At 69.9% G+C, this 26,997-nt stretch carries 26 protein-coding genes and 1 pseudogene; 17 read left to right on the forward strand and 10 right to left on the reverse strand.

Annotated features, from left to right (window positions below; translation table 11 throughout):
- Window positions 1-33: 33 nt before the first annotated feature.
- Together LPB142_RS04945 and LPB142_RS04950 are read left to right on the forward strand one after the other, a co-directional pair.
- Entirely contained in the window at window positions 34-921 is an 888-nt protein-coding gene (locus tag LPB142_RS04945) for a LysR family transcriptional regulator (protein WP_071165698.1), read from the forward strand.
- 95 nt (window positions 922-1,016) lie between these two features.
- A complete protein-coding gene (locus LPB142_RS04950; RefSeq protein ID WP_071165699.1) occupies window positions 1,017-1,649 on the forward strand; it encodes a hypothetical protein in 633 nt (210 codons plus the stop codon).
- A 5-nt stretch (window positions 1,650-1,654) separates the two neighbouring features.
- Here the strand turns inward: LPB142_RS04950 and LPB142_RS04955 are convergent, their stop codons facing one another.
- Entirely contained in the window at window positions 1,655-2,596 is a 942-nt protein-coding gene (locus tag LPB142_RS04955) for a DUF6635 family protein (RefSeq protein ID WP_071165700.1), read from the reverse strand.
- A 125-nt stretch (window positions 2,597-2,721) separates the two neighbouring features.
- Here LPB142_RS04955 and LPB142_RS04960 point away from each other — a divergent pair, with 125 nt between their 5' ends.
- On the forward strand, window positions 2,722-3,918 hold the full coding sequence (locus LPB142_RS04960) for a GTP-binding protein (protein ID WP_068767929.1): 1,197 nt from the start codon (window positions 2,722-2,724) through the stop codon (window positions 3,916-3,918).
- Window positions 3,915-4,154 (forward strand): DUF6525 family protein, encoded by a 240-nt coding sequence (locus LPB142_RS04965; protein WP_071165701.1) that lies wholly within the window; start codon window positions 3,915-3,917, stop codon window positions 4,152-4,154. The genes LPB142_RS04960 and LPB142_RS04965 overlap by 4 nt, the downstream gene beginning before the upstream one ends.
- Here the strand turns inward: LPB142_RS04965 and rlmF are convergent.
- The gene (rlmF, locus tag LPB142_RS04970) at window positions 4,149-5,054 is read right to left on the reverse strand and encodes a 23S rRNA (adenine(1618)-N(6))-methyltransferase RlmF (RefSeq protein ID WP_071165702.1); all 906 of its coding nucleotides are present in this window, start codon (window positions 5,052-5,054) and stop codon (window positions 4,149-4,151) included. The genes LPB142_RS04965 and rlmF overlap by 6 nt on opposite strands.
- A 207-nt stretch (window positions 5,055-5,261) precedes the next feature.
- On the opposite strand from rlmF, the gene LPB142_RS04975 reads away from it, so the two are divergent.
- The 5 genes from LPB142_RS04975 (at window position 5,262) to LPB142_RS04995 (ending at window position 10,502) form a co-directional block, all read left to right on the forward strand.
- Window positions 5,262-5,525, forward strand: a complete 264-nt coding sequence (locus tag LPB142_RS04975; protein WP_068767917.1) for a metal/formaldehyde-sensitive transcriptional repressor — start codon at window positions 5,262-5,264, stop codon at window positions 5,523-5,525.
- A 33-nt stretch (window positions 5,526-5,558) separates the two neighbouring features.
- The gene (locus tag LPB142_RS04980; RefSeq protein ID WP_068767918.1) at window positions 5,559-6,668 is read left to right on the forward strand and encodes an S-(hydroxymethyl)glutathione dehydrogenase/class III alcohol dehydrogenase; all 1,110 of its coding nucleotides are present in this window, start codon (window positions 5,559-5,561) and stop codon (window positions 6,666-6,668) included.
- 8 nt (window positions 6,669-6,676) lie between these two features.
- The gene (fghA, locus tag LPB142_RS04985; protein ID WP_071165703.1) at window positions 6,677-7,507 is read left to right on the forward strand and encodes an S-formylglutathione hydrolase; all 831 of its coding nucleotides are present in this window, start codon (window positions 6,677-6,679) and stop codon (window positions 7,505-7,507) included.
- 65 nt (window positions 7,508-7,572) lie between these two features.
- Window positions 7,573-9,639: a 4Fe-4S binding protein gene (locus LPB142_RS04990; RefSeq protein ID WP_071165704.1), complete on the forward strand. Its 2,067-nt coding sequence runs from the start codon at window positions 7,573-7,575 to the stop codon at window positions 9,637-9,639.
- Window positions 9,636-10,502, forward strand: coding sequence for an FAD:protein FMN transferase (locus tag LPB142_RS04995; protein WP_071165705.1), 867 nt, complete (start codon window positions 9,636-9,638; stop codon window positions 10,500-10,502). The genes LPB142_RS04990 and LPB142_RS04995 overlap by 4 nt, the downstream gene beginning before the upstream one ends.
- On the opposite strand, the gene LPB142_RS05000 is transcribed toward LPB142_RS04995, so the two are convergent.
- Both LPB142_RS05000 and pedF read right to left on the reverse strand, forming a co-directional pair.
- Entirely contained in the window at window positions 10,503-11,417 is a 915-nt protein-coding gene (locus tag LPB142_RS05000; RefSeq protein WP_156894318.1) for a substrate-binding periplasmic protein, read from the reverse strand. It abuts the gene before it with no gap.
- 3 nt (window positions 11,418-11,420) lie between these two features.
- Window positions 11,421-12,110, reverse strand: a complete 690-nt coding sequence (pedF, locus tag LPB142_RS05005) for a cytochrome c-550 PedF (RefSeq protein WP_083392594.1) — start codon at window positions 12,108-12,110, stop codon at window positions 11,421-11,423.
- A gap of 197 nt (window positions 12,111-12,307) precedes the next feature.
- Here pedF and LPB142_RS05010 point away from each other — a divergent pair, with 197 nt between their 5' ends.
- The 3 genes from LPB142_RS05010 to LPB142_RS05020 are packed head-to-tail and all read left to right on the forward strand — an operon-like array spanning window position 12,308 to window position 14,753.
- A complete protein-coding gene (locus LPB142_RS05010) occupies window positions 12,308-13,288 on the forward strand; it encodes an ABC transporter substrate-binding protein (RefSeq protein ID WP_068767922.1) in 981 nt (326 codons plus the stop codon).
- Between the two features lie 20 nt (window positions 13,289-13,308).
- The gene (locus tag LPB142_RS05015; protein ID WP_232230962.1) at window positions 13,309-14,163 is read left to right on the forward strand and encodes an ABC transporter permease; all 855 of its coding nucleotides are present in this window, start codon (window positions 13,309-13,311) and stop codon (window positions 14,161-14,163) included.
- Complete coding sequence (locus LPB142_RS05020) at window positions 14,160-14,753, forward strand: ABC transporter ATP-binding protein (RefSeq protein ID WP_071167130.1); 594 nt, start codon at window positions 14,160-14,162, stop codon at window positions 14,751-14,753. The genes LPB142_RS05015 and LPB142_RS05020 overlap by 4 nt, the downstream gene beginning before the upstream one ends.
- A gap of 80 nt (window positions 14,754-14,833) precedes the next feature.
- On the opposite strand, the gene LPB142_RS05025 is transcribed toward LPB142_RS05020, so the two are convergent.
- Genes LPB142_RS05025 through LPB142_RS05045 form a run of 5 tightly spaced genes read right to left on the reverse strand, consistent with a single transcriptional unit; the run spans window position 14,834 to window position 19,024 of the window.
- Entirely contained in the window at window positions 14,834-15,613 is a 780-nt protein-coding gene (locus LPB142_RS05025; RefSeq protein WP_068767923.1) for an ABC transporter permease, read from the reverse strand.
- Window positions 15,610-16,329: an ABC transporter ATP-binding protein gene (locus LPB142_RS05030; protein ID WP_232230963.1), complete on the reverse strand. Its 720-nt coding sequence runs from the start codon at window positions 16,327-16,329 to the stop codon at window positions 15,610-15,612. The genes LPB142_RS05025 and LPB142_RS05030 overlap by 4 nt, the downstream gene beginning before the upstream one ends.
- Window positions 16,330-16,378: 49 nt before the next feature.
- The gene (locus LPB142_RS05035) at window positions 16,379-16,831 is read right to left on the reverse strand and encodes a cupredoxin domain-containing protein (protein WP_068767924.1); all 453 of its coding nucleotides are present in this window, start codon (window positions 16,829-16,831) and stop codon (window positions 16,379-16,381) included.
- 10 nt (window positions 16,832-16,841) lie between these two features.
- The gene (locus LPB142_RS05040; protein ID WP_068767925.1) at window positions 16,842-17,804 is read right to left on the reverse strand and encodes a YVTN family beta-propeller repeat protein; all 963 of its coding nucleotides are present in this window, start codon (window positions 17,802-17,804) and stop codon (window positions 16,842-16,844) included.
- Window positions 17,801-19,024: an ABC transporter substrate-binding protein gene (locus LPB142_RS05045; protein ID WP_083392596.1), complete on the reverse strand. Its 1,224-nt coding sequence runs from the start codon at window positions 19,022-19,024 to the stop codon at window positions 17,801-17,803. The genes LPB142_RS05040 and LPB142_RS05045 overlap by 4 nt, the downstream gene beginning before the upstream one ends.
- A 162-nt stretch (window positions 19,025-19,186) precedes the next feature.
- Here LPB142_RS05045 and LPB142_RS05050 point away from each other — a divergent pair, with 162 nt between their 5' ends.
- Both LPB142_RS05050 and LPB142_RS05055 read left to right on the forward strand, forming a co-directional pair.
- Window positions 19,187-19,594 carry a c-type cytochrome gene (locus tag LPB142_RS05050; RefSeq protein WP_068767926.1) on the forward strand — a complete coding sequence of 136 codons (408 nt, stop codon included), beginning with the start codon at window positions 19,187-19,189 and terminating at the stop codon, window positions 19,592-19,594.
- A gap of 191 nt (window positions 19,595-19,785) precedes the next feature.
- Entirely contained in the window at window positions 19,786-21,552 is a 1,767-nt protein-coding gene (locus tag LPB142_RS05055) for a PQQ-dependent methanol/ethanol family dehydrogenase (RefSeq protein WP_071165706.1), read from the forward strand.
- Between the two features lie 309 nt (window positions 21,553-21,861).
- On the opposite strand, the pseudogene LPB142_RS18365 reads toward LPB142_RS05055, so the two are convergent.
- Window positions 21,862-22,616, reverse strand: a pseudogene (locus LPB142_RS18365) (IS5 family transposase); the annotation flags it as partial.
- A gap of 150 nt (window positions 22,617-22,766) precedes the next feature.
- Between LPB142_RS18365 and LPB142_RS05070 the strand changes: the two are divergent.
- Genes LPB142_RS05070 through LPB142_RS05080 form a run of 3 tightly spaced genes read left to right on the forward strand, consistent with a single transcriptional unit; the run spans window position 22,767 to window position 26,971 of the window.
- Window positions 22,767-23,498 (forward strand): response regulator transcription factor, encoded by a 732-nt coding sequence (locus tag LPB142_RS05070; RefSeq protein ID WP_068767628.1) that lies wholly within the window; start codon window positions 22,767-22,769, stop codon window positions 23,496-23,498.
- Between the two features lie 21 nt (window positions 23,499-23,519).
- Window positions 23,520-24,707, forward strand: a complete 1,188-nt coding sequence (locus LPB142_RS05075) for an FIST N-terminal domain-containing protein (protein ID WP_071165708.1) — start codon at window positions 23,520-23,522, stop codon at window positions 24,705-24,707.
- A 20-nt stretch (window positions 24,708-24,727) separates the two neighbouring features.
- The gene (locus LPB142_RS05080) at window positions 24,728-26,971 is read left to right on the forward strand and encodes a hybrid sensor histidine kinase/response regulator (protein WP_071167134.1); all 2,244 of its coding nucleotides are present in this window, start codon (window positions 24,728-24,730) and stop codon (window positions 26,969-26,971) included.
- Window positions 26,972-26,997 lie beyond the last annotated feature (26 nt).

Consider the following 26,997-nt stretch of genomic DNA (forward strand, 5'->3'; position numbering starts at 1 on the left):
AACTTATCGACCATGGCCATGAATGGGGGCGCAATGGCGCAGACCGATTTCAACGATCTGATGTGGTTTCTCGCGGTCACCGAGGAGGGCAGCTTCACCCGGGCCGCGGCGAAGCTCGGCGTCGTGCAATCGACGCTGAGCCACCGGATCAAGAAGCTCGAGGCGCAGATGGGGATGCGGCTTTTGGCGCGCACCACCCGCTCGGTCGCCACCACCGAGGCGGGCGAGCGGCTGCGGCGGGCGCTCGCGCCGCGGGTGAGCGAGATCGAGGCGGAGATCGCCGCGCTGATGGAGCTGCGCGACCGGCCGGCGGGGTCGGTGCGGATCACGCTCTCGCATCATGCGCTCACCGGCCTGATCTGGCCCAAGCTGCGCCCGGTGTTGCGCGATTATCCCGACATCCGGCTCGAGCTGAGCGTCGACGGCGGTTTTCGCAATATCGTCGAGGACGGGTTCGACGCCGGCATCCGGCTGGGCGAAAGCGTCGAGCAGGACATGATCGCGCAGCGCGTCGGGCCGGATTGGCGGCTGGTCGCGGTGGCCTCGCCCGGCTATCTCGCCGCCCGCGGGCGCCCCGCCCATCCGCAGGATCTGCTGGCGCAGGAGTGCATCAACCGGCGGCTGGTCACGGCGGGCGGGCTCTACGCCTGGGAGTTCGAGAAGGACGGCAAGGAGCTGCGGGTGCGCGTCGAGGGGCGGCTGACGCTGAACGACGAGGCGACGATGGTCGCGGCGGCGCTCGAGGGGGTGGGGATCGCCTATGTGCCCGAGGATATGGTCGCGCCCCATCTCGCCAGCGGCGCGCTGGAGCTCTTGCTCGACGACTGGTCGCCGCGCTTTGCCGGCTATCACATCTATTACCCGAGCCGGCACCAGAACCTGCCCGCGTTCAAGGTCGTGGTGAACGCGCTGCGGCAGTGACCGCGCCGGCGCGGCCGCGGGGGCGGCGTTGACTTGGCGCTCCGGCACGCTCAGTTTGCGGCGATGACGTTCCTTCCGGCTCTCGCGACAGGCTCATGACAAAAGCGGACACCAAGCACCTGCCGGGCAAGGTCAGGGCGGCCCTGAACAAACTTGCTGCGGCCGGCATTGCGCCGGAGGAACTCGCGATCATGGCCGATGACGCGCTGGTGCGGGTGCCCGGCATGGGGCCCGCCACGCTCGGCGCTCTTCGCGAGCACTTCCCCTTCGACGAAGCCGGGGCGTTCAAGGCGCTCAGCCACTCGAACCGGAGCCTGAGCGCGCAGGTCGAGCGGCTCTCGCGCGTCTTGCAGGAGCAGCCGGCCGAACCTGTCGACTGTGGCGCGTTTCACGCGGTTCGCTCGGCGCGGATCGAGATGCGCAGCCGCCGGGAGGGGGCCGTGCTCCTCTCGCATGGTCGGCCGGAAACGCGCACCTGTCTGCGCTTCAAGCTCGATCTCGATGGCCGGTTGCCGCGCAATCTGGCGTCCTTGGGCTTTGGCGAGACGCCACTCGCCCCCTGGCCCGAGGACGAGGGCTTTTTCCTCTTGCGCGGCGTCAAGACCGTTCGGATGAGCGCGCTCAAGCGCGTGTCCGATGTCTCGTTTGCGGTTTTGAGCTTTGAGCTCGCGCGGGCGGTGCTTCGCTTTGAGCTGTTCGCCGAAGGGCCCGGCGCGCCGCGCGCGTGACGCGCTCAGCCGCGCAGCGCCCGCAGGAGCGAGAGCGCCGCGTCCCACAGGTCGAAGACCCGCGCGAGGAGCGGCTCGCGGGCGATGAAGGGGGCGCCCGCGGTGCCCGCGATCTCGCCCTCGAGCACCGCGATCAGCCGCGCGAGCCGGCGGCGATGGACCCCGAGCCAGACCTGAACCGGATCGGCGAGCGCGCCGGCCAGGCTCGTCAGCACCGCCCCGCCCAGCACGAGCCCCGCCACCGTGAGCGCCACGAGCCCCCCCGAGGGGCCGGCCGGAAACACCCCATACCAGAGCCCGCCGAGCCCGGCGCCGAGCGGAAATTCGGCGATGGCGGTGCTCTGCGCGAGCTGTTCGGCGAGGCTGGGCGCGAGCGAGATCGCCCCGGGCGTCAGGCTGTGAAAGGCCAGCGCGCCGATCGCGAGCAAGATCAGCGCGGCGGTGAATTCCGCCGTCGCGGCCCGCGCGCCCGAATATTCGTTCAGCGCCGCGAGGATCCGCCCCACGAGGCGCTCGGCCGCCTCCTGCGAGCCCGCGGCGCGCAGCGGCGCGCGCAGCCGGGGCGCGGCGAGCAGCGCGCGCCGGAGCGCGGCGCGGTCGGGCGCGGGGCCGGGCAGGGGGATGGCGCAAAGCTCGCTCAGGATCAGCGCCTCGACCCGCGCCGCGACCGCCGTGCGCAGCAGGATCTGGCGCGTGCCCAGCCACCGTCCGAGCCCCGCGCCGCCCAGCCTGCCGCCCAGCCTGCCGCCCAGCCTTCCCCACAGCCAGCCGAGCCCGCGCAGCCCCAGCTGCACCGGCGCAAGCGCGAGATTGACCGGCGCGCGCAGCAGATCGCCGCCGAGCGCCGCGCGATGGAGCCGCAAGCTCCCCGGCCAGAGAAACTGGCGCCGCACGAAAGCGTCGAGCGCCGCAGCGCGCGCGGGATCGGTCTCGGCTGGCGCGGTCATCTGAGGCTCCCTGTCTGGCGCGCGCAGTATGCCAGCCTTTCGCCGCGAAGGCGACGGGCGGCGGGCCCTTGCATCTCGGGAAGTTATATTATAACGAAAAGTTATAGTATAACATGGAGCCCCCGATGCCCGATCGTTTGCCTGTCACCGTGCTGTCCGGCTTTCTTGGCGCCGGCAAGACGACGCTGCTCAACCATATTCTGACCAATCGCGCGGGCCTGCGGGTGGCGGTGATCGTCAATGACATGTCGGAGGTGAATATCGACGCCGATCTGGTGCGCGCGGGCGCGAGCCTCACCCGCGGCGAGGAAAAGCTCGTCGAGATGACCAATGGCTGCATCTGCTGCACGCTGCGCGACGATCTGCTGATCGAGGTGCGCCGGCTCGCCGAGGAGGGTCGGTTCGATTACCTGTTGATCGAATCCACCGGCGTCTCGGAGCCCTTGCCGGTGGCGGCGACCTTCGAATTCCGCGATGAAGCGGGCGCGGCGCTCGAGGATGTCGCGCGGCTCGACACGATGGTGACGGTGGTCGATGCGGCCAATCTGACGCGGGATTTCTCCGCGCAGGCGTTCTTGGCCGATCGTGGCGCGGCGCTCGGCCCCGAGGATGGGCGCAGCCTCGTGCAGCTGCTCACCGAGCAGATCGAATTCGCCGATGTGATCGTGCTCAACAAGGTGTCCTCGGCCCGCGCCGAGGATCGGGCCGATGCGCGCGCGATCCTGCGCGCGCTCAATGCCGATGCGAAGATCCTCGAGACCGATCGCGGGCGGGTCGATCCGGGCGAGATCCTCGGCACCGGGCGGTTCAGCTTCGAGGCCGCGCACCGCCACCCGACCTGGGCGCAGGAGCTTTACGGCTTTGCCGATCACATCCCCGAAGATGCCGAATATGGCATCACCTCCTTCGTGTTTCGCGCCGAGCGCCCGTTCGAGCCCGCGAAACTCGCCGCGTTCTTCGAGACGCCGCTGCCCGGGGTGATCCGCGCCAAGGGGCATTTCTGGCTGGCGACGCGGCCTGACTGGGCGGGCGAGGTCTCGGTCGCGGGGCCGATGCTCGAGGTGCGGGCGCTCGGGCTTTGGTGGGCGGCGGTGCCGCAGGAGCACTGGCCCGAGGAGGCGCGCGCGCGGATGGCCGGGCGGGTGGGGCAGGCGTTTGGCGACCGCCGGCAGGAGCTGGTCTTCATCGGCCGGCTCGGCACCATGAACCGCGCCCGGATCGAGGCGATGCTCGAGCGCTGCCTCGTGCCGCAGACCAGCTTCACGCCGGAGCTTTGGGCCGGGCTCGAAGACCCGTTCCCGCGCTGGGGCGGCGGCGCATGAGGCGCAACCTCGGCACCCGACTGCGCGCGCGGATCCGCGAGGCCCCGATGGCGGCGCATGACCGGCTGCCCGCCCCCGCGCGCCGGTGGGTGGCGCAGGCGGTGCTGCCCTGGTCGGCGGCGTCGGTGGCGCGGATCTGGGCGCGGGCGATGGCGCAAACCGGCTCGGAGGAGGCCGCGCTCGCGCGGCTGGCGCAGGCCGAGGCGCGCACGCTCGCGCGCGAGGCCCGGCTATAGCGCGCGCAGCCGCTCGGGGTAATAGCTCCAGGCGAGAAAGCGGCTGGTCTTCTGGCCCTGCGCCATCTCGACCACCCGCGTCTCGGCCACCTCGGCGCGCCGCAACAGCCGCGTCAACGGCGCGAGGTTGTCCTGTTTCGAGACGAGGCAGGTGAACCACAGGCATTGCTCGGCGACCTCGCGGCTTTGCGCGATCATCCGCGCGATGAAGCCGACCTCGCCGCCCGGGCACCACAGCTCCCCCCTCTGGCCGCCGAAATTGAGCGCATCCTGATCGCCCTTGCCAAGGTTGCGCCATTTGCGCCGCGTGCCCGCGCGCGCCGCCTCGGGCGAGGCGTGGAACGGCGGGTTGCACAGCGTCAGGTGAAACAGGTCATCGGCGCGCACCACGCCGCGGAAGATGTCTTCCGGGTTGCGCTGCCGCCGCAGCCCGATCTCGAGCCGGTTCTCCTGACAGATCCGCCGCGCCGAGGCGAGCGAGGCCGGGTCGATATCGACCCCGGTGAAGCTCCAGCCATAGGCGCTCTGGCCGGTGAGCGGATAGACGAGGCTCGCCCCGGTGCCGATATCGAGCGCGCGGATCTGCGGCCCGCGCGGGATCACGCCGCCGTTGCTCTCGGCCAGCAGATCCGCGAGATAATGGAGGTAATCGACCCGCCCCGGGATCGGCGGGCACAGCGCCTTGGCCGGAAACTCCCAGAAATCAAGGTCGTAATGCGTGCGCAGGAGCGCGCGGTTGAGGCAGCGCACCGCCTCGGGGTTCTGGAAATCAATCGTCAGCTCGCCGCGCGGGGAGCGGGTCGTGAGCGCGGCAAGCTCGGGCGTTTTCTCGAACAGGCGCGGAAAATCATAGCCCTCCCGATGCAGGTTCCGCGGGTGCAACATCGGTTTGACGGCCATGAGACCTTGCCTGCTCCTTGCGGCGGGCGGCGCGCCCGCGAGAGGCCGAGCTTACCGCGTCTTGGCGGGCGGTGAAATAGCGCGGGCGCCGGCCCGGCGCGGGGCCCGGGGAGGGGCGGCGGTCGTTTTTGGCGCGGCAAATGTCGCGGCCCTTGCGTCACGGGGCCGATGTATACTATACCCTAGTATACGATATGCGGAGCGCCGATGCCCAATAACCCCGAAGACAAGAAGCGCATCCTGACGCGGGTGCGGCGGATCAAGGGCCAATGCGAGGCGCTCGAGCGCGCGCTCGAGGCCGGCAGCCCCTGCGCGCCGATCCTGCAACAGATCGCCGCCACCCGTGGCGCGATCAACGGGTTGATGGCCGAGGTGCTCGAGGCCCATATCCGCGATGAATTCGGCGCCCCCGATGCTCAGGGCGCCAAGACCCAGGAACTGCTCGCCCTCGTGCGCAGCTATCTCAAATAAGCGCGCCGCGCGCGCCCCAAAGGGAGACCCCAGATGAAATCTCGTGCCGCCGTTGCCTTTGCCCCCGGCAAACCCCTTGAAATCGTCGAGATCGACGTCGCGCCGCCGAAAGCGGGCGAGGTGCTGATCCGCATCACCGACACCGGCGTGTGCCACACCGACGCCTTCACGCTCTCGGGCGATGACCCGGAGGGCGTGTTCCCGGCGGTGCTCGGCCATGAGGGCGCGGGCGTCGTCGTCGAGGTCGGCGAGGGCGTCACCTCGGTCAAGCCGGGCGACCATGTGATCCCGCTCTATACCGCCGAATGCGGCGAATGTCTGTTTTGCAAATCGGGCAAGACGAACCTGTGCACCTCGGTGCGCGCGACGCAGGGCAAGGGGCTGATGCCCGACGGCACCACGCGGTTTTCCTATAACGGCGAGCCGATCTATCATTACATGGGCTGCTCGACCTTCTCGGAATATACCGTGGTGGCCGAGGTCTCGCTGGCCAAGATCAACCCGGAAGCGAACCACGAACACGTCTGCCTTCTGGGCTGCGGCGTGACCACCGGCATCGGCGCGGTCCACAACACCGCCAAGGTCCAGCCGGGCGACAGCGTGGCGGTCTTCGGCCTCGGCGGCATCGGGCTTGCGGTCATCCAGGGCGCGCGTCAGGCCAAGGCCGGCCGGATCATCGCCATCGACACCAACCCCGACAAGTTCGAGCTCGCCCGGCAGTTCGGCGCGACCGATTTCGTCAACCCGAAGGATCACGACAAGCCGATCCAGCAGGTGATCGTCGAGATGACCGGCTGGGGCGTCGATCACTCCTTCGAATGTATCGGCAATGTCAATGTGATGCGCGCCGCGCTCGAATGCGCCCATCGCGGCTGGGGCCAGTCGGTGATCATCGGCGTCGCGGGCGCGGGGCAGGAGATCTCGACGCGGCCGTTCCAGCTCGTCACCGGGCGCAAATGGATGGGCACGGCGTTTGGCGGCGTGAAGGGGCGCAGCCAGCTCCCCGGCATGGTCGAGGATGCGATGAAGGGCGAGATCGAGCTTGCCCCCTTCGTCACCCACACCATGCCGCTCGAAGAGATCAACGAGGCCTTCCACCTGATGCATGAAGGCAAGTCGATCCGCTCGGTCATCAAGTTCTGAGGCGGGCGATGGAGAAGATCGAAACCCATCGCATCTTCGGCGGCGAGCAGAGCGTGTGGAAACACGCCTCTGCCACGCTCGGCTGCGAGATGCGCTTTGCCGTTTTCGTGCCGGACCATGCACCGGGCGCGAAGCTGCCGGTGATCTACTGGCTCTCGGGGCTGACCTGCACCGAGCAGAATTTCATCACCAAGGCCGGCGCCCAAAGCTATGCGGCGAAGGCCGGCGTGATCCTCGTCGCGCCCGATACCTCGCCGCGTGGCGAGGGCGTGGCCGATGACGCGGGCTATGATCTGGGGCAGGGCGCGGGGTTCTACCTCAACGCGACCGAGGCGCCCTGGGCGGGCCATTACCGGATGTATGACTACATCACCGAGGAGCTGCCCGGGCTGATCGAGGCGGGCTTCCCGGCCTCGGAGCGGCGCTCGATCATGGGCCATTCGATGGGCGGGCATGGCGCGCTGGTCATCGCGCTGAAGAACCCGGGCCGCTATGCCGCGGTCTCGGCCTTCTCGCCGATCGTGGCGCCCGCGCTCGTGCCCTGGGGGCAAAAGGCCTTCACCGCCTATCTCGGCGCTGACCGGGCGGCCTGGGCGGCCTGGGATGCGACCGCGCTTTTGGCGCAGGCGGGGGAGCGGCTGCCGATCCTGATCGATCAGGGCGAGGCCGATCCGTTCCTCGAGGCCGAGCTGAAGCCCTGGCTCTTCGAGGCGGCGGCCGCGGCGGCGGGCCATCCGCTCACGCTGCGCCGTCATGAGGGCTATGACCACAGCTATTACTTCATCGCCACCTTCATCGGCGAACATATCGCCCATCACGCGGCGGCGCTCGCCGCCTGAGGCGCGACGTTGCCCGCGACTTTGGTCGTATAGGCAAGAGCCCGGCGCGGCGCGAGGATCACCCGATGATCCGCGCCGCGCTTTTCCTTTTTCTCACCCTCTGTCTCGTGGCCCCCGCCGCCGCCGAGCCCTTGCCGCGCGAGGCGATCGAAGCCGAGATCGTCGCGCCCTATGGTCTTGGCGAAGCGGTGAACGACCAGGGCGTCTGGGCGCTTTTGAACTCGGGCGGCGGGCCGGCGGGCTATGTCTTCGAGACCGGGCCGCTCGCGCCTTTGCCGGGCTTTTCCGGCCAGCCGATCAACATGCTCGTGCTCCTCGATACCGAGGGGCGGTTCATCGACGTGCGGCTTCTCTCCCATAACGAGCCGATCTTCGTCTCGGGCCTCGGCGAGGCGCCGTTTCGCGCCTTTCTCGAGCAATATCGCGGCCATGCGATCTCCGAGCCGCTGGTGGTGGGCACCCCCTATGGCGCGGGGGGCGCGGCTTCGGACAATGTCTATCTCGACGGCGTGACCAAGGCGACCGCCTCGGTGCGCATCGCGCATGAATCGATCCTCGCGGCCACGCTCGCGGTCGCGCGCGAGAAGATGCAGGGCGTCTCGGCCGGCCCCCCGCCGCGCCCCGACCCCGCGCATGACGAAGCTCTCGATTGGCCGCGCGCGCTGGCCGAGGGGCTGATCGGGCGGCTCACCGTGACCGAGGCCGAGCTCGACGCGGCCTTTGCCGGCACGAAATGGGCCTCCGATGGCGCGGGCGGCGACCCCGAGGCGCCGTTCATCGACCTTTACGTCGTCGATCTCGGCCCCCCCGCGCTCGCCCGCGCGGCGCTCGCCCCCGAGACCCTGGCCGAAATCGCGCGTTTCACCGCGCGCGCCCCGGATGACGAGCTTTACCTCCTGATCGAGGCGGGCCGCCATGGCCTCGTCTCCGAGGATTTCGTGCGCAACACCGCCCCCGACCGCCTCTCAGCCAGCCAAGACGGCCTGCCGCTCGCGCTGCGCGATGCCGATATCCTGCCCGAGCTTGGCCCCAGCGTGCCGCCCGAGCTTTCCGACGCGACCCGCATGGTGCTGCGCCTCGACCGCCGTCTCGGCTTTGATCCGACCCGGCCCTGGGAGCTCGCGCTGCAAGCCGTGCGCCTCCATGGCCAGTTCCAGCCCGAGCCCGGCGAGACCCATTTCGCGCTCTCCCTCGCCACGCCCGAGCGCTTCTTCCTGCGCCCCGAGGCGCCGCGCGCGCTCTCGCCCTTCGAGGAGGCGCTGCGCAACCGCGCGGCCGATCTCTGGGCGCTGGGCGCGCTGCTCGTGGCCCTCTTCGCAGCACTCTTGGCGCAATCGCGGCTCGCGGGGCTGCGCGCCTTCACGCCTTTGCGCCTTGGCGTGCTGGCGGTGGTCATCGGCTTTGTGGGCTTCTGGGGCCAGGGCCAGCTCTCGGTCGTCACGCTTCTCGCCGTCTTGCGCGGGCTCAAGGCGCAGGGCGCGGCGGGGCTCGAGGTGCTGCTCTACGACCCCTTCGGGCTCCTCGTCTGGGCGGCGGCGATTGCCGGGTTCTTCCTCTGGGGGCGGGGGCTCTTTTGCGGCTGGCTGTGCCCCTTCGGCGCGCTGCAGGAATTCGCCCACCACCTCGGCCGGCTCCTGCGCCTGCCGCGTTGGGAGCCGCCGCCGAGCCTTGCGCGCGCGCTGTTGTGGACGGGGCCGGTCGCGCTCGCGGGGCTCGTCGCGACCGCGCTTCTCGCCCCGGATCACGCCGAAACCGTGGCCGAGATCGAGCCCTTCAAGACCGCGATCACCCTGCATTTCGCCCGCCCCTGGCCCTATCTGCTCTGGGCGGGGGGGTGGCTTGCCGTCTCGATGGTCTGGTTCAAGGGGTTTTGCCGCTCGCTTTGCCCGCTCGGCGCGGCGATGCGGCTGGGCGGGCTTTTGCGCCTGCGCGCCTTCATCCCGCGCCGCGCGGCCTGTGGCAGCCCCTGTCAGCTGTGCAAGGTGCGCTGCCGCTACGGGGCGATCGCGAAAACCGGAGAGATCCGCTATTCCGAGTGTTTTCAATGCCTTGATTGCGTGAAGATCCATGATGATCCGGGGCTCTGCGTGCCGCTCGTGCTGGCCGCGCGCCGCGAGGGGAGGGCGAAATGAACCGCAGGCGCTTCTTGCAGATCACCGCCGCCGCGGCGCTGGGCGGCCGCGCCGCGGGCGCCAAAGGCGCGGCCGACTGGCGCGGCCGCGCCTTTGGCGCCGAGGTGGCGGTCTCGGGCCTGCCCGAGACCGCCCGCGCGGCGCTCCTGGCCGAGATCGCCGCGATCGAGGCCACCTTTTCGCTCTACCGCGAGAGCGAACTCACCCGCCTCAACGCCGCCGGCCGCGGCCCCGGCTCGGCGCAGATGCGCGCGGTTCTGGCGCTTGCAGGCCGGGTCCATGCGGCCACCGGGGGCGCCTTCGATCCGACCGTCGGCCGCCTTTGGGCCGCGCGCGCGGCCCGCGCCCCCGAGGCCGAGGCGCGCGCCGCGATCGGCTTTGCGCGCGTCGAGATCGGCCGCGAGATCCGCCTCGGCCCGGGTCAGGCGCTGACCTTGAACGGCGTGGTGCAGGGCTATGCCGCCGACCGGGTCGCGGCGCTTCTCGAGGCGGCGGGCGCGGGGCCCTGCCTGATCGACATGGGCGAATTCGTCGGGCTTGGCGGGCGCTTCCGGCTCGGGGTCGAGGATCCGGCGGCGGGGCTTCTGGGCGCGCGCGAGATCGGCGCGGGCGCCCCGCGCGCGATTGCCACCTCGAGCCCCGGGGCGATGCGCCTGGGCGCGGGCGGCCATATCCTCGGGCCGCAGGGCCAGGCGCCGCGCTGGTCGACGGTCGCGGTCGAGGGGGGGGCGGCGGCGCTCTGCGACGCGGCCTCGACGGGGTTCGTGCTGATGGAGGCGGGCGAGATCGCGCGGGCGCGCGACGCGCTCGGGCTCGGCACGGTGACGCTGATCGACGCCGCGGGCGATCTCGTGACGCTCTGATCACCTCACGGGCGGCGCGAACTCCACCCCGTAGCGCGCGAAAATCGCCGCGATCCGGCCATCGGCGAGCGCCGCCGCGATCGCATCATCGACCGCATAGCCGAGCGGGCGATGCTGGAACGAGACCGCCGCGCCGAGGGTCCATTTCGAGCGCGCGAGCCCCAGAAGCGGCGGCTCATGCACCGCTTGCCCCGCGCCGAGATTGGCGTCGAGCTCGGCGCGCGGGCCCATCACCGCCATCACCTCGCCCGCCTCGAGCCCCGCCATCGCGGCGGCGGTGGTGCGGTAGCGGTGCACCTTGTCAGCGGTGGCGCCATGGGCGACCGAGGTCAGGTAGAAATCCGAGATCGAATCGTTCTCGACCCCCACCGGATCATAGCGGAAGACCGCCGGCACCGGCCCCTTCTCGGGGTAATCGGCCAGCCCGTAGGCGATCGCGAGCCGCTCGACCGCATATTGCCCGGTGAACACCACCTGATCGAAACGGCACGCATAATCAACGTCATAGGGCACATGGAGCATGACATTCGAGACATGCCCGCCGACCACCGCGCCGCGATAGACATAGTTCAGCAGATCGGCGTCGAGCGTCTCGCCCGAGGCCACGAGCCGGATCCGCGCCTCGACGCCGAGATCGGCCGCGATCAGCTGCGCGATCTCGACATCGATCCCGCGCGGCGCGCCGTTTTCCGCCCAGGACCAGGGCGCGAATTCCTCATAGAGGGCGAATTCGATCCAGCCCTCCTCGCGGATCCGGTCGAGCGAGCGGCCGATATCCTGCGGCGGGGTGTTTTGCAGCTTTTGCTCGGGCGGCAGGCCCTCGCAGGCCGCCCGCGCAAGCCCGGGCGCGACCGGCGCCGCCAGAAGCGCCAGCGCAAGCCCCAGAACCCACCGCCGCCCGAGAGCGCCCGCCATCGCTTACTCCGCCGCCGACAGGCCGATGGTGAGCAGCTCGGCGGCGTGTTTCTCGCTCGCCGGGTCCTCGGTGAGCGCCGCCGCCGCGCGGCTGACCGCGCTGTCGGCCACCGGCGCGCCCGACGCGGTGGCGACGGTCGCCGCGATCTCCTCGAGCTCGGCCTTCAGCGCGGCCGCATCGGCGCCGCCCGCAGCCAGCGCATCGCGGATCGCATGGAGCCGCGTCGAGGCGGCATCGAGCGCGCCATCCTCGGGGCGGGTCTCGATATAGGTGCGGATCGCCCAGCCCGCCTTTTGCCCGAGCACCGCGCCGAAGGCCGGCATCTTGGTCGTGCCATCCTGGGTATAGCCGTGCTGGAAGCGCTCGACGAACCATTCGTCGCCGCTCTCATTGGCCTCGAGGAAGCGCAGATCGGGCGCGAGCCCGCCCGAGACCGCGCCGAGCCCGTGGCAGCGCGCGCAGTTCTGGTTGAACCCGGAATCGCCGATCTGCACGGCCTTGGCCCAGACCTCCTCGCCCGCGGTTTCGGCGCGGTAGGGGTTCTCGGTCAGCCATTCTTCGCCGACCTCGGGCAGGGCATCGGTGTTGATCGGCTGCGGCGCCACGTCGCCATGCGCATAGGCCAGGGCGGGCGCGGTCAGCGCCGCCAGCGTCAGGGCCGCCATCAGGCGGCGGGTGCGGATGTCGAGCATGTCTCCCTCCCTCTCGATCTTGGGTGCGACCGGCTTAGCGGGGCCCGGTGTGGGGCGCTATTCGACCTTGGTCGCGGCTGGTCTCATCCTGCCTGATCGCCCCGGCGGCGCTATTGGCCATTGGTCTAATAGGAGGGCGGCGGGGGGCGGCCTAATCTGGGCCCCGGAGACCCGCGCGGGCGGGCAGGGAGGATGACATGTTCAAGGCAATGGGTCGCGGTGCTGCGGCCGTGTTCGGGCTTGCGCTGGCGGGCCTTGTGGGGGGCGCGCAGGCCGAGGAGCTGCCGGTGCTCAAGGTCGCGGCGCTCGAGGGCGGCACGGTCAACTGGGAGCTCGACACGATCAGCCATTATGGGCTCGACACCGCGGCGGGGTTCCGCCTCGAGGTGATGCCGGTGGCGGGCAACCCGGCCGCGCAGGTGGCTTTGCAGGGCGGCGCGGTCGATGCGATCGTGAGCGATTGGTTCTGGGTGGCGCGGCTCGCGGCCGAGGGGCAGGATTATCGCTTCCTGCCCTACTCGAAGGCGGTGGGCGGGCTGATGGTCGGCGCCGAGAGCCCGGTGGCGGCCCTCGCCGATCTCAAGGGCCGCAAGATCGGTATCGCGGGCGGGCCGCTCGACAAGAGCTGGCTGATCCTGCGCGCCTATGCGCAGAAAGAGGCCGGGATCGATCTCGCCGCCGAGACCGAGCAGGTCTTTGGCGCCCCGCCGCTGATCATGGAGGCGGGGCTCTCGGGCGAGGTCGATGCGGCGATCAACTTCTGGCATTTCAACGCCAAGATGCAGGCCGCGGGGATGCATCAGCTGATCGGCGTCTCCGAAGCGGCGCTGGCGCTCGGGCTCGACCCGGAGACGCCGCTGCTGGGCTATGTGCTGCCCGGCAAGCTGGTGGACGAGCGCCCCGAGTTGGCTGCGGCGCTGGGTCAGGCCTCGCGCGCGGCGAAGGAAAAGCTTGGCCAGGATGATACCGCGTTCGAGCGGCTGCGGCCCCAGATGAAGGCGAAATCGGAGGCGCAATATGCGGCGCTGGTGGCGGGGTATCGCGCCGGGATCCCGGCGGCGGGGCCGGTCGACGAGGCGGCGGCGGCGCGGATGCTCGCGCTGATGGCCGATCTGGGCGGGCCGGAGCTCGTCGGCGCGGCGAAAGACCTGCCGCCGGGGATCTTCCTGACGAATTGAGGGAGGGGCGGGGCATGGGCGTGAGCCGGGCACAAGAGAGCCTGCGTGCCCCGGGGGGCGCGGCGGGGCGCGCGGCGGGGCGAGAGCCCGCCGCGCCGCCGCGCAACCCCGCGCCGGGGCCGCGCGATCTGCGGGCGCTCGCGCGCGGCGCGGCCTCCGTTCTCGCGCTCGTTCTCGTCTGGGGGCTGCTCGCTTGGGCGCTCGGCGATCCGCAGCGCGCGCCCGGGCCGCAGCAGGTTCTGCCCGCGCTCTGGCAGGGGCTCGTCTCGGGGGCGATGCTGCCCGATCTGGGCGCCACGCTGCGCCGGGTGGGGCTGAGCTTTATCCTCGCGATGGGCCTTGGCACGGCGGCGGGGATCGCGCTCGGCCTCGCGCCGCGGCTCGACCGCTGGCTCGACCCCTGGCTCACGGTTTTCAACAATATCCCGGCGCTGGTCACGGTGGTGCTTTGTTACCTCTGGATCGGGCTGAACGAGACCGCCGCGATCGCCGCCGTCGCGCTCAACAAGGTGCCGCTCGTCACGATCATGCTGCGCGAGGGGGTGCGGGTGCTCGACCCGGGGCTGAGCGAGATGGCGCGGATCCACCGCATGGGCCTTGGCGCGCGGCTGCGCCATATCATCTTGCCGCAGATCGCGCCGCATCTGGCGGGGGCGGCGCGCGCCGGGCTCGCGCTGATCTGGAAGATCGTGCTGGTCGTCGAATTCCTCGGCCGCTCGAACGGCGTGGGCTTCCGCATCCACCTCGATTTCCAGATGTTCGACATCACCGGCGTGCTGGCCAATGCGCTGGCCTTCGTGGCGGTGATGCTGGCGATCGAATGGGCGGTGCTCGGCCCGCTCGCGCGCCGCGCCGCGCGCTGGAGGGCGCCATGATCACGCTCGATCTCGTGGAAAAACGCTTCGGCGCGGTGCCGGTTCTGGGGCCGATGCGGCTTTGCGTGGCGCGGGGTGAGGTGCTGGGCATCTCGGGCGCCTCGGGGGCGGGGAAATCGACGCTTTTGCGGATCCTCGCGGGGCTCGATGGCCGGTTCGAGGGCGAACTCAGCGCGCCCGGCCGCCGCGCGATGGTGTTTCAGAGCCCGACGCTGATGCCCTGGCGGACGGTGCTCGACAATGTCACGATCCCGACCGGGGTGTCGGAGGCCAGCGCGCGCGAGATGCTGGCGCGGGTCGGGCTTGGCGGGCTCGAGGGGCGCTGGCCGGGGCAGATCTCGCTCGGTCAGGCGCGCCGCGTGGCGATCGCGCGGGCCTTCGTGGGCGCGCCCGAGATGCTGATCCTCGACGAGCCCTTCGCCTCGCTCGATGCCGAGCGGATCGAGGATCTGCTCGCGCTGACGGCCGAGCTGATCGCCGAGATCCGGCCTGCGGTGGTGCTGGCCTCGCATGCGGAGGCGGAGCTTGCCCGCCTCGCCACGCGGCGCGCGCGGCTCGAGGGGCGGCCCGCGCGACTTGTCGCGCATTGAGGTGCCCGCGCGACTTGTCGCGCAATAACCTGGGGGCGCGACTTGTCGCGCATTGATATGCGGGCGCGACCTGTCGCGCTTTAACGCGCCCGCGTGCGGGCGGGCTCGAACCCCCAGAGCGCGAGGCCGAAGAACACCGCGCCGGCCAGCCCCGTCCAGCCGAGCGCGGCCCAGTTCATCTGCCCGTAAAGCGCAAAGCGGATCAGCTCGACGGCATGGGTGAAGGGGTTGGCGCGGCAGATCGCGGCCAGAAGCGGCGAGCTTTCCTGCATTTTCCAGAGCGGATAGAGCGCCGAGGAGAGGAAGAACATCGGGAAGATCACGAAGTTCATCACGCCCGCGAAATTCTCGAGCTGGCGCACGCGGGCGGAGAGGAAGAGCCCCAGCGCGCCGAGCATCAGCCCGGCGAGCAGCGCCGCCGGCGCCGCCGCGAGATAGCCCCAGAGCGGCGCCTTCAGCCCGTAAAGCGCGGCCACCGCGAGAAACATCGCCACCTGCAAGAGCCCGACGAGCGCGCCCGCGAGGAGTTTTGCGCCCAAGAGAAACCAGCGCGGCCAAGGCGCCGTCAGCATCAGCCGCATCGCGCCATTCTCGCGGTCGCTCACGAGGCTGAGCGAGCTTTGCATGCCCGAGAACAGCAGGATCATCCCGCACAGCCCGGGCAGGATATAGGTCTCATAGGTGATATAGGTGCGGTAGGGCGGGATGATCGAGAGCCCGAGCGCCGCGCGAAAGCCCGCGGCAAAGACGAAGAGCCAGACCATCGGGCGCACCAGCGCGGCGAGGAAGCGCTCGCGTTGGGTCAGGAAGCGGGCGAGCTCGCGGGCGGCGATGGCGCGGGCGGCGAGGAGGGCGCTCATCGGGTAGGCTCCTTGGGGGCGGGCTCCTTGGTTTGTTCCAGAAACCACGCCGCGAGCGGGGCGCCGCCGGTGGCCTCGGCCACCGGCCCCCGCGCCGCAAGGCGCCCGCGGTGGAGAAGCAGCAGATCATCCTCGGGGCGGATCTCATCGACGAGATGGGTGGCCCAGAGCACCGCGACCCCGGTCTGACACAGCGCATGGACATGCTCGGTGATCGCCGCGCGGGCGGGCGCGTCGAGCCCGACGGTGGGCTCATCGAGGATCAAAAGCCGCGGCGCATGGATCAGCGCGCGCGCGATCTCCATCCGCCGCCGATGCCCGCCGTTGAGCGCGCCCGCCTTCTCGCCGGCGCGCTCGGCCATGCCAAGCCGGGCCAGCGCCTCGGTGATCCGCGACTCGGCGCGCGCCCCCCCCAGCCCGTGCAGCGCCGCGAAATAGCGCAGGTTGGCCGCGACACTGCGCTCTGGGTCATAGGTGGGCGATTGATAGACCACGCCGATCTGCGCCCGCGCGGCGCGCGCCGCCCGCCCCAGATCGGCGCCGCCGATGATCACCTGCCCCGGGCGCGGGCGGATGAGCCCGGTGAGCACCGCGATCAGCGTCGATTTGCCCGCGCCATTGGGCCCCAAAAGCGCGCAAAACCGCCCCGGCGCGAGGCGGAAGGAGACCTCATCGAGCGCGCGCCGGGCGCCCCAGTCATGGCTGAGGCCCCGCACCTCGAGGGCCGCAGCCGGGGCAGGGGCGCCCGGTGAGGGGGCGGGCGGCTCAATCAATCTCGATCTCGAGGCGCTGCGAGGCCCCCGTCGCGCCCGGGATCTCGAGGCTGTAGCGCCCCGGCTTGATCGCGACAAAGCCGATCTCCATCGTGCCCGCGCGGTCGAATTCGATCGAATGGAGCCCCATCGGGCGCATCTCAAGCCCGCGGATCACCACCTCGTCGACCCAGATCGCGCGGAAGAAATCGGCCCCCGCGAGGCCGAGCTCGCCCGAGCCGTCGGCGGTGATCTCGACCTCGTAATAGCCCCCCGAGCGCAGCTTCCAGGGCCCGCCGAGCGGCTCGCCCACCGACAGGATCACCTCGGGAAGCGCGGTCTTGTTGGGCCCCGCGAGCAGCCCCGCGAGCGGCGCGTCATCGTCTTCGGCGGCGGTTTCGGCAAGCGCCATGCCGGCGCCGAGCGCGAGGCAGGCCGACAGCAGAAAGGCTGAGAAAATGCGCATGGGTAACTCCTTAATCCGAGGTGGGCCGCGCCGCCGCGCCCCAGGGGAAGCGGCCGACCTTGATGGTGGCGACGGGTTCGAGGGTTGCGAGGTCGATCGCGGTGACATCGCCCGAGACGCCGTTGGTGGTGAAGAGCATCGTCTCATCGGGCGAGATCGCCATATGCCAGACGCGCCGCCCGACGAGGATGTAACGCTCGACGGTGCGGCTCGCGGCATCGACCACCGCGATATGGTTTGCCGGCCCCAGCGCGACGAAGACCTTGGTCGCATCGGGGGAGAAGCGCATCCCCACGGGTTGCAGCTTCTCGGGCTGCACGCCCTTGATCGCGAAGGAGATTTTCCCGATCTCGGCCTTCGTCGCCGCATCGAAGACCGCCACCGTGCCGCCGATCTCGGAGCTCACCCAGAGCTCGGCGCCATCGGGGCTGAACTCGGCATGGCGGGGGCGCGCGTCGACGAGGCTGTTGGCGATCACCTGATGGGTCGCGGTGTCGATCCAATGCGCCATGTTGGTGGTCTCGGAGGTGGTGACCTGCACCCGGCCATCGGGCGAGATCCCCATCCCCTCGGGCTCGACGCCGACATCGATCTGGGCGACGAGCTTGCGGGTCTGGGTGTCGACGACGGTGGTGATCGCGTCATCTTCATTGGCGATGTAGAGCAGCCGGTCATCGGGGGCGAGGACGAATTGCTCGGGGTCTTCGCCCGAGGGCAGGTCATGCAAGATCGCGCCGGTGGCGGGGTCCATCACCTGCACCGCGTCGCTGTCGGAGGCGCAGATGTAAAGGCGCGAGAAATCGCGCGAGAAGGTCAGCCCGCGGGGGCGCTCGCCGGTCGGGTAGGTGGCCTTGACGGTGAGCGTGGCGACATCGATCACGCTCACGCTGTCATCCATCTCGTTCGTCACCCAGATCTCATCGGCCAGCGCGGGCGCGGCGAGGAAAGTGGAGAGCAGTAGCGCGCGGATCATTCGGGGTCTCCAAAGGCTTGGCAGAGGGTTTCGGGGCGGTCGGGGCCGAGCGTGTCGAGCTCGTTGGTCGCGTGCAGGAACCCCTCGAAGGGCGCGAGCGCGACCACCGCGCGTTCGGTCACGATCGGGATCGGCTGGCGCATCTGGCCATCCCAGGGGCGGAAGCTGAGCGGGCGGCCGAGAAAGCCGCCGATCCGCGCGGCATCGGAGAGGAGCCACGCGCGCAGGCCCGCGGGCTCGGTCGTGCCCGCGCGCGTCACCGCCTCGCCAAGCGCGGCGACGGCGGCCCAGGCGGCGTAATCCTCGGCGCGCATCTCGCGGCCGGTGGCCTCGCGGAAGCGGTTTTGCAGCTGCGCGGCGCCGTTTTGCTCGACCACGCCCGCCCAGCCCACGGGCTTTGCGCCCTCCGAGCCCGCCAGAAGCCGCGGCTCCCAGGTGTTATAGGCGACATAGCGGGCGAAATCGCCCGGCTCATCGGCCACGAGGAGGAGGTCATGCGCGGGCAGATCCTGGGTGAAGAGCGGCACCTCGGCGGCGGCCGCGCGGCGCATGTCGGCATCATAGGCCCAGGTCTTCTCGCCCGCGAGCGCGAGGCCGAATTTCGTCAGCGAAGCGCGCAGCGCGGCGGCGAAGGCGGTGTCCTCCGGGTGGGTGCCCGCGATGAGCGCAAGCCGCGTCCAGCGTTTGGTGACGATGAACTGCGCCAGCGCATCGGCGCGCATCGCGTAGGAGGGCAGGGTGTGGAGCACATTGGCCCGGCAGCCGGGCCCGCGCAGCGCATCCTCGGGGGCGGCGGTGTTGAGAATGAGCGCGCCTTTCGCCTCGGGCAGATCGGCAAGCGCAAGGAGGTCTTCGGCAGGCGCCCGCACGACAAGCACCCGCGCGCCCGCGCCGAGGGCCGCACGCGCCGCGGGCAGGAACTCGGCCTCGGGCGGCACCACGGTGTCGGTGATCCGATAGCTCTGGCCGGTGAATTTGCCGGTGGTGGAAATATCGGCGAGCGCAAGCGCGGCGCCCGCGCGGCCGAGATCCTCGGGGCGGGCTTGCATGTTCGAGAGCACTGGCGGCGGCGTCACCTGCCGCTCGATCCAGTCGATGCGCAGCTCGCCCGCGCCCGCGGCTTGTGCCGCAAACAAAAGCCCGGCGGCCTGCGCCGTCAGCGCGAGCCCCGCGGCCCTTGCAGCAAACGAAAGCCCCGCGGCAAAACTCAAAGCACGCATGAAATTCCTCCCTGGGGCCCAGACTGGTCCCGGCGGGGGGCGGCGGACAATACGACCAATGTCTAGGGCCGCGCGGGCGCCGCTTGGCGCTAGGCTGGCCGCCGGGAGGAGCTGCGCGCGCGGCCCCCTCATGCCGGCGCAGACCATGACAGGAGTAGACCCATGCGAGCCAGACCGTTTCGCCGCCTCGCGGCCCCGCTGACCTTTGCCGCGCTGGCCGCGCTTTGTGCGCCCGCGCAGGCCGATACCTATCAGACCGTGAAGGTCGCCGCCGGCAAGATGCTGTTCGACGCGACCTGCCATCGCTGCCACTCGGTCGAGGCCGACAAGAAGAGCTACGGGCCGCTGCTCGATGGCGTGGTCGGGCGCCGCGCGGGCACTTTCGAGGGCTATCCCTATTCGGATGCGCTGAAGGGGGCGGGCTTTGTCTGGACGCCGGGGGCGCTGAAGGCCTGGATGGAGGCCAATGACGAATTCGTGCCGGGCACCAAGATGCGCCATGTCGGCATCACCGACCCGACGGTGCAGGAATTCATCGTGGCCTATCTGGAAAGCCTGCTCGCCAAGTAAGCGGGGCCCATCGGCCCTCAAGGGCGCGCGCGGCGGCGGCCGGGCGCGCCCTTTTCGTTGCGCGGCTGTCAAGCCCGCCGGGGTCGTAAGACCAATGGACAATATACCGCGCGGCGCGCCCGGGCCGATACTGGCGCCAGGGTTCGCGCGCCGCCCAAAGGCGCCGGACGGGAGAACCGGGAGGACACCACATGAATCGTTTCGTCATGGCCGCCGTCGTGGCCATCACCTGCCTCGGCACGGCCGCCAGCGCCGGCGTCACCGAGGAAGACCTGCTCAACGACCAGACCAGCGTCAGCGACGTTCTGACCAATGGCATGGGCCGCAACCTGCAACGCTACAGCCCGCTCGAGACGCTGAACAAGGACAACGTCAAGAACCTGGTGCCGGCCTGGGCCTTCTCGCTCGGCGGCGAGAAACAGCGCGGCCAGGAGAGCCAGCCGCTCGTCCATGACGGGATGATGTATATCACCGGCTCCTATTCGCGCGTCTATGCGATCGACCTCAAGACCGGCAAGGAAGCCTGGCAATATGACGCCCGCCTGCCCGAGGGGATCCTGCCCTGCTGTGACGTGATCAACCGCGGCGGCGCGATCTATGGCGACAATTTCTACTTCGGCACGCTCGATGCGCGGATCATCGCGCTCGATCTGAAGACCGGCAAGGTCAAGTGGAACAAGAAGATCGCCGATTACAAGGAAGGCTACAGCTATACCGCGGCGCCGCTGATCGTGAACGGGCTCGTGATCACCGGCAATTCGGGCGGCGAGTTCGGGATCGTCGGCGAGGTGCAGGCGCGCGACGCCGAGACCGGCGAGATGGTCTGGACGCGGCCGATGATCGAAGGCCATATGGGCACCTTCAAGGGCGAGCCCTCGACGATGACCGGCACGCTCAACGCCACCTGGCCGGGCGATCTGTGGAAGACCGGCGGCGGCGCGACCTGGCTCGGCGGCTCCTATGATGCCGATACCAACACGCTGATCTTCGGCGCAGGCAACCCGTCGCCCTGGAACAGCCACCTGCGAAACGCCGGCACGCCCGTCGAGGGCAACAAGGGCGACAACCTCTATGCCGCGAGCCGCGTCGGCATCGACCCGGCCACCGGCGAGATCAAATGGCACTTCCAGACCACCCCGCGCGAGGGCTGGGATTTCGACGGCGTGAACGAGGTCGTGGCCTTCACCGACAAGGACGGCAACAAGCGCTTCGCCACCGCCGACCGCAACGGCTTCTTCTATGTGCTCAACCGCGAGGACGGCAAATTCGTCGCCGCCCACCCCTTCGTGAAGAACATCACCTGGGCGAGCGGCATCGATGAAACCGGCCGGCCGATCTACAACGAAGACAACCGCCCCGGCGCCCCCGATGCCGCGGCCGAAGGCGGCAAGGGCCAGCAGGTCTTCGCGGTGCCCTCGTTCCTCGGCGGCAAGAACTGGATGCCGATGGCCCATAGCCAGAAGACCGGCCTCTTCTATGTGCCCTCGAACGAATGGGGCATGGATATCTGGAACGAGCCGATCAGCTACAAGAAGGGCGCGGCCTATCTCGGCGCGGGCTTCACGATCAAACCGCTCTTCGAGGATTACATCGGCTCGCTGAAGGCGATCGACCCGGTGACCGGCGAGGTGAAATGGGAATACAAGAACGGCGCGCCGCTCTGGGGGGGCGTGATGACCACCGCCGGCGGGCTCGTCTTCACCGGCACCCCCGAGGGCGAATTCATCGCCTTCGACGATGAAACCGGCGAGAAGCTGTGGTCGTTCCAGACCGGCTCGGGCATCGTCGGCCAGCCGATCACCTGGGAACAGGACGGCGAGCAATATGTCTCGATCATGTCGGGCTGGGGCGGCGCGGTTCCGCTCTGGGGCGGCGAGGTCGCCAAGAAGGTGAACTACCTCAACCAGGGCGGCATGGTCTGGACGTTCAAACTGCCCAAACAGCTCGCGGCGAACTGAGCGCGCCCGGCAAGACCAGACCGCGCGGCGCGGGGGGAAACCCTCGCGCCGTTTTCCTGCGCGGCGGGGCGAAGTCAGAAAAGCTGTCGATCGTAGTTCATTTCATTGGGGGCAACTTCGATCGTTCCATCGAATGGAAAGCAACGAAAGCAGAATCCGTTCTCAAAAGTCTCGTTGCCGTGCCCACGATATCTGATCTGACCTGCGCACCATACCCAGACGGGGAGGGCGTCACTCAATCCGTCGTGATATGCAGCCAGAAAACCTTCGCGCATCCTCCTGAGGAAGCAGAGGTAGGGTCAGGACACATAACCAATAGATGACGGTTGCTGCGAGGGCGATGGCAGACAGGAAGACCTTCGGACACCTGTCGTATCGTGTCGCAACGCGTCGCCAATCCTTTAGCCTGCCGAACATGATCTCGATCCGGTTCCGGCGTTTGTAGCGGCGCTTGTCGTATTTCACCGCCTTCTTGCGCTGCTTACGGCCAGGGATGCAGGCGCGTATCCCCTTGTCTTTCAATGCTTCTCTGAACCAGTCGGCATCATACCCCCGATCGCCGAGCAGCCAATCGACCTTCGGCAGGCTGCTGAGCAGCGCTCGCGCGCCGATGTAGTCGCTGACTTGTCCGGCGGTGGCGAAGAGGTTGAGCGGCCGGCCCTGGCTGTCGCAGATAGCGTGCAGTTTAGTGTTCATGCCGCCCTTCGTCCGACCGATCAGGCGTCCACGCCCCCCTTTTTCACGCCCAAACTGGTCGCTGTTCGGTGGGCCCTGAGGTAGGTCGCGTCGATCATCACGGTCTTCGTCTCGCTGTGCTCGGCAGCCAGACCGGCCATCATTCGCGCGAAGATGCCCTTGTCGCTCCATCGTTTCCAACGGTTGTAGAGCGTCTTGTGTGGACCGTAGGCGATGGGGGCATCCCGCCACCGCAAGCCGTTGCGATTGATGAAGATAATCCCACTCAGCACACGTCGGTCATCGACGCGTGGCCTGCCGTGTGACTTGGGAAAGAAGGGCTCAAGACGCGCCATCTGGGCGTCGGTCAGCCAAAACAGATCAGACATGTTCACCGCTCGTTTTCGAACCGTGAATCATGCCATCCCTAGGAAATCAATGGGTCCTGACCCTAGACTTTAGCACAGTATGGCGCCGCAAAGGGGGTTGCTAGAGTGAGGGGAGCCCCGCACAATCGGCGAGACAGACAGGACGAGCCCATGCAACAGACCGACCCCGCCCCGATCGCGCCGCCCGCCGGTCCGCTTGCTTGCGGCGAGCTGCGGCGCGCGCTCATCGTGGATGACCATCCGCTGTTTTGCGATGCGCTGGGCATGACCTTGCGTGCGGTGGCGGGGATCGAGGAACTCGAGCAGGCCGAATGCCTCGCCGATGCGCTGGCGCTGATCGAGGGCGGCGCGGCGCCCGATGTGATCGTGCTCGATCTCAACCTGCCCGATGTGAACGGGCTCGAGGGGTTGATGAGCCTGCGCAAGGCCGCGCCGGAGCGGCCGGTGATCGTGGTCTCCTCGCTCGACGAGCCGCGGGTGATCCGCGCCGCGCTGGCGGCGGGGGCGGCGGGCTTCGTGCCCAAACATTCGCGCCGCGAGCTCTTTCGCGCGGCCTTTGCCGCGATCGCGCGGGGCGAGGTCTTCGTGCCCGAAAGCGCGGGCGCCGCGCTCGAGGCCGCGGCCCCCGAGGGCGCGCAGGAGGAGGCGATCCGGCGGCTGAGCCAGCTCACCCGCCAGCAGGCCAACATCCTCGAGCAGATCTGCGCGGGCAAGATGAACAAGCAGATCGCTTTTGATCTGTCGATCGCCGAGACCACGGTGAAGGCCCATGTCACCGCGATCATGCGCAAGCTCGGCGTCTACAGCCGCACCCAGGCGGTGTTGCTCGCGCGCGAGGCGCAATCGACGGGGGCATTGCCGGGGGACTGGGGCGCGCGCTAAGCTCCTGCCCGGGAGGACATCATGGAGACGATCAGCGACCCTCACGCAGGGGCGGCGCGTGCGGCCAATTGCCCCGCGCAGGCCTGTCCGGTCACCGCTTCGGCGCGCGCTGCCGACCCGGGCGCCTTTGCCACGCTCGCGGCGGGGCTCGGGCCCGGGCCCTTCGCGCAGATCTCGATCTTTGCGAGCCCCGAGGCCGATCTCGAGGCGCTGTGCCGGGGCGCGGCGGCGCAATATCCGCGCGCGGTGGTGGTCGGCTGCACCACGGCGGGCGAGATCACCGAGGCGGGCTATGCCGAGGGCCAGATCCTCGCCTTCGCGCTGCCGCGGGCGGGGTTCGATGTCGAGATGATCGTCGTGCCCGAGCTCGACCGGCTCGACACGCGGCGGCTGATCGCGGAGGTGCTGCGCGCGCGTCAGGGGCTCGGGCTGCGCGCCGCCGATCTGGCGAGCGAATTCGCGGTGCTGCTGGTCGACGGGCTCTCGGGGCGCGAGGATGAACTCGTCGGCGCGCTCTCAGGCGCGCTCGGCGCGGTGCCGCTGATCGGCGGCTCGGCGGGCGACGGGGGGCTGTTTCGCCGCTCGCTGATCTGGGCGGGGGGGCGGCTTTGGGAAAACGCCGCCGCGCTCAGCCTCGTGCGCGGGCGCTGCGAGGTGCGGCCCTTCTCGATCGACCACATGCGCCCGACCGAGGCGCGGATGGTGGTCACCGCCGCCGACCCCGCGCGCCGGGCCGTGGCGCGGATCAATGACGAGCCCGCCGCGGCCGAATATGCGCGCCTGCTCGGGCTGCCGGTCGAGGCGCTCTCGCCCTATGTCTTTGCCGCGCATCCGGTTTTGGCGCGGGCGGGCGGGCGCCACCATGTCCGCGCGATCCAGGGGGTGGATGCGAGCGGCGCGCTGATCTTCTTCGCCGCGATCGCCGAGGGGTTGGTGCTGACGCTGGCCGAACCGGGCGATATCGCGGCCCATCTCGACGCGGCGCTGGCCGATCTGGCCGCGGGCGGCGCGCCCTCGGCGATCCTCGGCTTCGACTGCATCTTCCGGCGCATCGAGGCCACCGGGCGCCAGCGCGCGCGGGCGGTCTCCGAGATCCTCGCGCGCCACCGGGTCACCGGCTTTTCCACCTATGGCGAGCAGATCGGGGCGATGCATGTCAACCAGACGCTGACCGGCTTTGCCTTTTACCCCACCGAGGCGCGCCGATGACCGCCCCGGATTTTGCCACCATGGCGCGTTCGCTCGTCGACCCTGCCGACAGCCTCGCGCGGCAAAACGAGAAGCTGCGGGTGATCGCGGGGGCCCTGATGCGCCATGCCGAGGAGATCACCGAGGATCGCGGCGCGGGCTATGCGCAGTTCCAGCGCGCCGCCGTGCTCGAGGAGCAGGTCCGCGAGCGCACCCGCGATCTCGAGCGCGCGCTCGATCTGCTCAACGCCTCGAACGCGCGTCTGGCCGAGGCCAACCGCGAGATCGAGGCCGCGCGCGCCAACCTCGCCGCCGCGCTCGAGACGATCCAGGAGGGGTTTGCGCTTTTTGACGCCAACGACATCTTGGTGATGTGCAACTCGCGCTACAACATCTTGTTGGCTGATATCCGCCCGCAGATGGTCCCGGGGCTGCATTTCTCGGATTATCTGCGCATCGTCGCGGGCTCGGCCTTCCTCGGCATGCCCGCCGGCATGAGCCCGCCCGACTGGATCGAGATGCGCGCGCGCCGCCATGAGAGCCATCATTTCATCCTGACCCAGCAGATGGGCGACGACCGCTGGGTGCAGGTCTCCGAGCACCGCACCCAGGAGGGCGGCACGGTGATCTTGCAGACCGAGGTCACCGATCTGATCCGCGCCGAGCGGCGCGAGCGCGGGCGGATGCTCGACGATCAGGCCAGGATCCTGCGCGCCACGCTCGAACATCTGCCGCTTGGCGTGTGCATCTTCGATGCGCGGCTCCAGCTTCTGGGCTGGAACGAGCGGCTGGCCGATCTGCTCACGCTGCCGCGGCGGCGGCTGCGGGCGGGGATCCATTTCGACACGCTTCTCGAGCAGGTGCGCGATCAGTTCCTCTTCCCGAGCGGGCTGAGCGCCTATCGGCTCTCGGATTGGGTGCGCCGCGCGCGCCGGCGCGATCATCTGCGCATGGAGCTCAGCCGCGAGGGCGGGCAGGTTTACGAGCTCTTCGCGCAGGAGCTGCCCGACGGCGGCTTCGTGATGTCGCTGGCCGATGTCACCGCCGAGCGCGGCGCGTTGCAGGCGCTCGCGCAGGCCAATGAGACGCTCGAGGCGCGGGTGATGGAGCGCACGCTCGAGCTCGAGGATGCGCTCGGGCGCGCCGAGCGGGCGAATGCCTCGCGCTCGCGCTTTGTCGCGGCGGCGAGCCATGATCTGCTGCAGCCGCTCTCGGCCGCGCGGCTCTATCTCGCCTCGATGGGCGATGATGCGATCGCGCCCGCGGCGCGCGCCACGCTCGAGAAGGCGCAAAACGCGCTCGGCTCGGTCGAGGCGATCCTCGGCGCGCTGCTCGATATCTCGCGCCTCGAGGCGGGGCGGGCGGCGGTCGAGCCGGGGCCCTTGGCGCTCGGGCCGCTTCTGCGCGCGCTCGCCGATGAATTCGCGCCAAGCGCCGCGCTCAAGGGGATCGAGCTGGTGATCCGGCCGGTCGAAGCGGTGGTGATCTCCGACCGCGCCTATCTGCGCCGGATCTTGCAAAACCTGATCTCGAACGCGGTGCGCTACACGCTGCGCGGGCGCGTGGCGGTGCTTTGCCGGCGCCGGGGCGGGCAGCTTGTCGTTGAGGTGCGCGACAGCGGCCCGGGCATCGCCGAGGCCGATCAGGAGATCATCTTCCGCGAGTTTCAGCGCCTCCATCAGGCCTCCTCGGCGGCGGTCGGCATGGGGCTCGGCCTTGCCATCGTCGAGCGCGCGGCGGCGCTATTGGGCCATCCGCTCGGGCTGCGCTCGGCGCCGGGGCGGGGCACCACCTTCACGCTCGGGCTGCGCCTTGCGCCCGCCGCCGCGCCCGGGCTCGACAAGGTCGCCCCCGATGCCGGCCCGCGCGACCCGGAGGCGGGCGAGATCGTCGTGCTTTTGGTCGAGAACGACCCGGGGCTGCGTCAGGCGATGGTGCAGCTGCTCGAGACCTGGGGGGCGAGCGTGCTCGATGTGGCCTCGGGCGAGGAGGCGCTCGAGCTGATCGAGGCGACGGGGCTGGTGCCCGACCGGGCGCTTGTCGATTTTCAGCTCGGCGAGGGGCGGCTCGACGGGATCGAGACGCTCGGGCGGCTGGCGGCGATGGTCGGGCCCTTTGCCGCGCGGCTCGTCACCGCCGACCGCTCCGAGGCGCTGTTGCGGCGCGCGGCGGCGGCGGGGGTGACGGTCTTGCACAAGCCCTTGCCGCCCGGCGATCTCTCCGAGTTCCTGTTCGGCGCGGAGCGGGACGGGTTCGGCGCGCAGCGCGAGGGGCGGCCGGGCTGACGCAACGGCAGGCGGATCACTTTTCG

It is taken from the genome of Rhodobacter xanthinilyticus (genome assembly GCF_001856665.1).
Classification (GTDB): domain Bacteria; phylum Pseudomonadota; class Alphaproteobacteria; order Rhodobacterales; family Rhodobacteraceae; genus Rhodobacter; species Rhodobacter xanthinilyticus.